This is a genomic window from Vibrio eleionomae, from assembly GCF_009874545.1.
Classification (GTDB): Bacteria; Pseudomonadota; Gammaproteobacteria; order Enterobacterales; family Vibrionaceae; genus Vibrio; species Vibrio nitrifigilis.
This window is the reverse complement of record NZ_WEKT01000034.1, coordinates 45,856-52,243: the sequence shown is the minus strand read 5'-3', so window position 1 is coordinate 52,243 and position 6,388 is coordinate 45,856. Positions and strand designations below refer to the sequence as shown.

Sequence of the window (6,388 nt, the reverse complement as noted above, 5' to 3'; positions counted from 1 at the left end):
ATACCAATCGCACTAATTTTATGATCTAATATCAGCTTCAATAGGAGCTGATATGAACACCCCTGACTTCCCAAAACTTATTCGTGAAACATCCGATGCGAGGATGCGTACGAGACTTCTTGCTATATCTCATTTCGTGGATGGAAAAAGCCGCACTGAGATCGCCAAATATTTAAAAGTCAGCCGTACCAGTGTCAATAACTGGGTTGCGACTTATTTAAAGACTGGTGTTGAAGGTTTAGTAGAAAAGCAGCATACAGGCCGTCCTCCACGACTGACTGAAGAGCAGCTATCTCTGTTAAAGCTGTACATTACTTCCAATGCGATTAAACCTGAAGGTGGAAGACTACAAGGGACTGATATCATTGAATTCATCCATGAGGAATTTGGCCTATCTTACAGCTTATCAGGCATCTATAAGATATTGAGAAAGCTTAATTTAGTTTGGATAACAACTCGTTCAAAGCACCCAAAGCAATCTGTAGAAGCGCAAGAAGCTTTTAAAAAAATTCCCAATAGAAACGATCCTTAAGATCCCTGGACATGTTGCTTTAAAAGATGTTCAAATCTGGTTTCAAGATGAAGCCAGATTTGGCCAGCGCAACACAACAACCCGAATCTGGGCAAAAAAAGGGANTCGTCCTAGGGCGGTACAACAACAGCAATTTGAGTATGCGTACCTATTTGGAGCGGTGTGCATTAATACCGGAGAAACTGAAGCTATTGTTGTTCCTATGAGCAACATGGAAGCAATGAAGGAACAACTCAGACTCATTTCTCAATCAACCCCCACAGGCAAGCATGCTGTCGTCATCATGGATCAAGCCAGTTGGCATCAAAGCTATCTAGCGGATTCATTCCAGAACTTGACTGTCATTCATCTACCTCCTTATTCACCCGAACTCAACCCAATAGAGCAGGTATGGAGTTGGTTGCGTCAGAACGAAATAGCCAATAGGTGTTTTGAATGTTACGACGATATTGTCGACAAGTTGTGTAGTGCTTGGAATCGTTTTTGTGCAGACAAAAGCAGAGTCATGTCGCTCTGCTTTAGAGATTGGACCATATTGACCAGTTAATTAGTGAGATTGGTATNTAGCCAATAGGTGTTTTGAATGTTACGACGATATTGTCGACAAGTTGTGTAGTGCTTGGAATCGTTTTTGTGCAGACAAAAGCAGAGTCATGTCGCTCTGCTTTAGAGATTGGACCATATTGACCAGTTAATTAGTGAGATTGGTATTAGTATTGCGGTGGGATGATTCTCATGCGATATCTATCTCCGCTGGCTTGAGATAGATAAAGAAAAAGCCGCTGACGCGGCTTTATTTTATTGAAACTGTCGCTAGAGTATTTGTTTAAGTACGCGATCAGCTTTTACTCTCGTAATCTTTCTTACTAAACGTTGAACCGGTGCAGGATAATGCTCTAGCTTTTCTACTTGCTTATAAGTACAAATAAGTTGAGTATGCTGCAATATATTCGCTTTCTCTTTTTCAAACTGCTCTAGGAGGTGCTGGTTCTCATCTCTAATGAAAAGTCCATTTTCTAAATCTAGTTTCCATGCTCTAGGATTAATATTGTTACCTGTTAGCAGCATATAACGTTTATCAACCCACACACCTTTCAGGTGGAAACTATTGTCATCGTGTTTCCATAGATGTACAGAAAGTTTACGACTAGCGATATTAGCTTCATTAATTTTGGCAAAGCGACGTAAATTGATCTCGTATAGATAAGGGAGACCACCTATAGTTTTAAATTCTTGCTCAGGTGATATATAGAAATCATTAGCCGTTTTGTCACCAACAACAATATCCACCTTAACCCCACGACGAATCGCTTTTTTAATTTCCTTAGAAACGCTTTTAGGGAAGTTAAAGTAAGGTGTACAGATGAATATTTCTTCTTTCGTTTGAGCAATCATCTGAATGATGGATTGATTAAGAAAATTACGCCGTCTGCCAACGCCGACTAAAGGTGTGACAGCTACTTGTGATTCATTGATTTCTTGTGGGGTAAACTCGTAATAAGATTGACTTAAGGACGCTCGGAATTGACGGATATCTATTTTGATATCTTTTGTCTTTGGCTTATCTTCTTTTGCAAGATCGTAAACAGCGGGATGAGCAATCATTTCTTGGCGGATAAAATTCACCATTGAATCTGCTAGGTGAGTGTTCTCAAGAACATGATAGCGATCAAATCGATAACGATCTCCATAGTGGAGGTACACATTATTTAAACTAGCACCACTGTATATAACACTATCATCGATAATAAAGCCTTTAAGGTGCAGAACACCAAAAACCTCACGTCCCCGAACAGGGATACCATAAACAGGAATTGAGTGTTCGTATTTTTCAGCGAATTCAGCGTACATCGCTGCATTGCCTTTTGTTTCACCTTTGCCGATCAAACCACGTTGGGCGCGGTGCCAATCAACGCAGATATTAATATCAAGTCCAGGATTACGCTGTTTTGCCTCATATATTTCCGTTAGGATTTCTCTGCCAGCTTCATCGTTCTCCAGATATAACGTGACGATATAGATACGCTTAGTTGCATTGCGTATAGATTCGATCAGTTGTGCGCGAAATTCTTTCGCAGAGAGAAGGACATTAACGTTCTCTGGAGATAGCGCAATCGCTGGAAGCTTTTTGACGGGATGTCTACGAGCAATCATAGGGATGCTTTACCTTTATATGTGCAAAATTGCGGACTGGGCATTCTACCAAATTCAAAACATAAATAGCTAGAAAAGGACAACATTCTACTAACGATCGTAACGAAAGTGCATAGGAATGAGATCCTTACCGTGTTGAGTATAGCGCTGATAAAGCGTTTTGAGGTCAGCCGGTAGTTGTTCTGGTGATATTTTTTTGAAACCACCATTTTGATAAAAGTCTTTAAGGTGACTGTAAGCGAAACAGTAATCGTCATTTTGCAAGATATGCTCAACACAATAAGCCAGCAGTTGTTGGCCAATACCTTGTCCTCTTTTCGAACTAGAAATCGCCATACCCGTTAACAACCTCAATTGACCGACATGACGAAAGCGAACGACGCCAACAAGTACGGAGTCATCATAAGCGACAATTGTGAGTTCATCACTTTTAGGCTTGGTCCCTGGATAATGTTCTTTATAGAAACGTTTAATTAACGGAATCTTGATAGGGTCGAGAGTTTCAAATAGTAGAGTGGACATTTGCTTCTGTTCTAATGCATTAACTGTTGTAGAATGCGTAAAGTTTAATAGTTTAAAAGAATGCCATGCAATTTCACTATAATACATCGCTCAAACCTTATCATACCTTCGGGATTGACCAAAAATGTCAGCAGTTGGCGATCATAGAGTCGCTTGAGGATCTCAAATCAGTATATGCTGACCACCAATACCATAATGTTGAAAAACTTATGTTAGGTAAAGGCAGTAATATGCTGTTCACCGAACCTTATAAAGGTTTAGTGCTAATCAACCGTATTAAAGGTATCTCTCATAGCCAAGATAATTGTTATCACTATCTACATGTTGCTGCTGGAGAAGATTGGCCACAATTAGTCGAATGGTCGGTCAAACAGTCAATTGCAGGTTTAGAAAACTTAGCAATGATACCAGGATGCGCTGGAAGCGCACCCATTCAAAACATAGGCGCTTATGGCGTTGAGTTGAAAGATGTATGTGAATATGTGGATTACTTATGCTTAGAATCCCTGACAGTAAAACGAATTAATAACCCAGAGTGTTTGTTTGGCTATAGAGACTCTATCTTTAAGCATCATTTATATCAAAAGGCGGTTATTGTTGCTTTAGGGTTAAAACTGAGCAAGCAATGGCACCCCAAAATACAATACGGACCTTTAAAAGAACTTGGGGATAAATGCACTCCAGAGCAAGTCTATCAGCAGGTTTGCCATATTCGTGGCTCAAAATTACCTGATCCCAACCAGCAAGGAAATGCCGGAAGTTTTTTTAAAAATCCAGTAATTAGCCAAGAGCAGTATCAGTATCTTAAACAAAAGCACCCTGATATGGTGGCTTATACAACTGATGTCGGTGTCAAACTTGCAGCAGGATGGTTAATTGATCAAGCAGGATTAAAAGGGGAAAGTATTGGCGGTGCTCAAGTTCATCCCAATCAAGCGCTGGTTATTATTAATCGTTCAGGGCAAGCAACTGCAAGTGATGTAATCAATTTGGCAGCAAAAATTCGTAATACAGTACATCAGCTTTATGGTGTAGAGCTGGAACATGAAGTCCGGTTTATGGCCGCAGAAAAAGAAACATATCTCAATCAATTAGTGGAGAAATAGAGTGAAAGACCATAGCGTCAAATTGAAATTGTTAAAAACCCTATCTGATGGGGCCTTTCACTCAGGAGAATCACTAGGAGCACAGGCTGGTATTTCACGAGCAGCGATCAGTAAGCACATTAAAGGCATCCAAGAGTGGGGCGTTGATGTCTTTCGCGTACAAGGCAAAGGATATCAATTAGCTCAGCCATTTATATTGCTTGATCAAACAACGATTCAGCAACAGGTAGACAATCATGTCGAAGTGCATCCAGTTATTGACTCAACGAATCAGTATCTAATTGAGAAGACTGCCACAATCGAAAAAGGCAGTGTTTGTATCGCTGAGTATCAATCAGCAGGGAGAGGGCGTCGTGGCCGTCAATGGTTATCACCATTCGGTACGAACTTATATTTTTCGATTTATTGGCGGTTAGAAGCGGGCATTGCTGCTGCAATGGGGCTTAGCCTTGTCGTGGGGGTTGCTATTGTTGAAGCAATACAAAACTTGGGTATAGAGGGCGTTAAATTAAAGTGGCCAAATGATCTTTATTTTGAAGACAAAAAGTTAGCGGGAATTTTGGTGGAAATGTCTGGCCAAACCGGAGGCGCTGCTCACCTAGTCATCGGGATGGGAATGAACCTGCTGATGCAAGATAAAGACAAAAACATTGATCAGCCATGGACTAGTCTCTCTGAAGTGATCGGTAATGATCAAATTGATCGCAATCAATTGGTGGTTTCCTTTATTAAATGTCTTAACCAATCTTTAAAAGACTATGAACTAAATGGTATGGATGGCTTTGTTGAACGTTGGAACAAGGTAGATAATTTTCTTGATCGTCCCGTAAGACTCATTATGGGAGATAAAGAGGTTGAAGGCATTGAACGAGGTATAGATAGTCACGGAGGAGTGTTACTGGAAACTGCCGATGGTATTAAAAGCTATATCGGTGGAGAAATTTCACTACGTAGAAATGACTAGAACCCGATTAATTTTCGAAAAATAGAAAAGAGGCATGTCTGCCTCTTTTTGAGTAATAGGATGTTATTTACGGAGCAATATTTCTTCGACCATATGATTTTTTCCTTTCCTTAAAATCAAATGAGCTCGGTATTTCGTCGGAAGAATATTTTGTTGTAGGTTTTTGCCATTGATGGTATCCCAAATTGTCTGGGCTTTTTCTATTGCAGCAATTTCCGACAATTGGGTGTAGTGGCTGAAATAAGAGCCAGGCTTTTTGAATGCACTGTGGCGGAACTTCATGAAACGATCAACATACCACTCTTCTATTTGTTGGCTGTTTGCATCCACATAAATAGAAAAATCTAAAAAGTCTGAAATAAATACAGTATGAGGCGCGTGAGGGTAATCCATACCGCTTTGTAATACGTTTAAACCTTCTATTATCAACACATCTGGACGATCAACGACTTTTTGTTCGTCTGTAATATCATAGGTTACGTGTGAGTATACCGGAGCGACCACATGAGGTTCTCCTGCTTTGACATCAGATACAAATTGCACCAATTTGCGAATATCATAAGATTCAGGGAAACCTTTCTTATGCATGATATTTTTCTGCTGGAGTACGTGATTAGGATAAAGAAATCCATCTGTAGTGATCAATTCTACTTTGGGGTGGTTACCCCAGCGCGAAAGCAAAGCACGTAATAAGCGAGCTGTGGTACTTTTCCCAACCGCAACACTACCAGCGATACCAATAATAAAAGGTGGCGCTTTCTCCTTGTTGCCAAGAAACTGCTCTAAGACCGTATTGCGGCTTTGTCTGGCTGCCACATACAAATTCAATAAACGTGCAAGAGGAAGGTAGATTTCTACGGCTTCTTCCATCGTCATTTTTTCATTGATACCTTGCAGTTCTTTTAAATCGCTTTCAGATAGCGTCATTGGAACCGAATTACGTAAATTGGCCCACTGGTTACGATCAAAAGATAAATACGGACTCATAGCATTCTCAACATTTCATTTTCATGCGAAAAGGCAACATACAATACAGGGAGAAGATTGCAAACGACATTCGCGGCATATTTCATAATTGAATAAAAAACTGGATAAAAAACCGTCTAATAA

Annotated in this window: 6 protein-coding genes; 3 read left to right on the top strand and 3 right to left on the bottom strand. The window is 40.1% G+C overall.

Features of this window, described 5'->3' with window-relative positions; all coding sequences use genetic code 11:
- Window positions 1-52: 52 nt before the first annotated feature.
- Window positions 53-1,079, top strand: a protein-coding gene (locus tag F9817_RS16080) for an IS630 family transposase (RefSeq protein ID WP_161157173.1) whose coding sequence is annotated in 2 segments (ribosomal slippage) — window positions 53-502 and window positions 504-1,079 — 1,026 coding nt in all. Because the reading frame shifts where the segments join, the coding sequence is not laid out codon by codon here.
- Between the two features lie 266 nt (window positions 1,080-1,345).
- Here F9817_RS16080 and pssA read toward each other — a convergent pair.
- Window positions 1,346-2,686: a CDP-diacylglycerol--serine O-phosphatidyltransferase gene (gene pssA, locus F9817_RS16075; protein WP_161157172.1), complete on the bottom strand. Its 1,341-nt coding sequence runs from the start codon at window positions 2,684-2,686 to the stop codon at window positions 1,346-1,348.
- Between the two features lie 90 nt (window positions 2,687-2,776).
- Window positions 2,777-3,208 (bottom strand): GNAT family N-acetyltransferase, encoded by a 432-nt coding sequence (locus F9817_RS16070; protein ID WP_161157178.1) that lies wholly within the window; start codon window positions 3,206-3,208, stop codon window positions 2,777-2,779.
- 65 nt (window positions 3,209-3,273) lie between these two features.
- Here F9817_RS16070 and murB point away from each other — a divergent pair, with 65 nt between their 5' ends.
- The gene (gene murB / locus F9817_RS16065) at window positions 3,274-4,314 is read left to right on the top strand and encodes a UDP-N-acetylmuramate dehydrogenase (RefSeq protein ID WP_161157171.1); all 1,041 of its coding nucleotides are present in this window, start codon (window positions 3,274-3,276) and stop codon (window positions 4,312-4,314) included.
- A 1-nt stretch (window position 4,315) separates the two neighbouring features.
- Entirely contained in the window at window positions 4,316-5,278 is a 963-nt protein-coding gene (gene birA / locus F9817_RS16060; RefSeq protein WP_161157170.1) for a bifunctional biotin--[acetyl-CoA-carboxylase] ligase/biotin operon repressor BirA, read from the top strand.
- Between the two features lie 63 nt (window positions 5,279-5,341).
- Here birA and coaA read toward each other — a convergent pair whose 3' ends face one another.
- Entirely contained in the window at window positions 5,342-6,265 is a 924-nt protein-coding gene (coaA, locus tag F9817_RS16055) for a type I pantothenate kinase (RefSeq protein WP_161157169.1), read from the bottom strand.
- Window positions 6,266-6,388: the final 123 nt, after the last annotated feature.

Bases quoted from the DNA above. Each gene is read 5' to 3' on its own strand.
- coaA (WP_161157169.1), bottom strand. From the start codon at position 6,265: ATGAGTCCGTATTTATCTTTTGATCGTAACCAGTGGGCCAATTTACGT.
- F9817_RS16070 (WP_161157178.1), bottom strand. From the start codon at position 3,208: ATGTCCACTCTACTATTTGAAACTCTCGACCCTATCAAGATTCCGTTA.
- murB (WP_161157171.1), top strand. From the start codon at position 3,274: ATGCAATTTCACTATAATACATCGCTCAAACCTTATCATACCTTCGGG.
- pssA (WP_161157172.1), bottom strand. From the start codon at position 2,686: ATGATTGCTCGTAGACATCCCGTCAAAAAGCTTCCAGCGATTGCGCTA.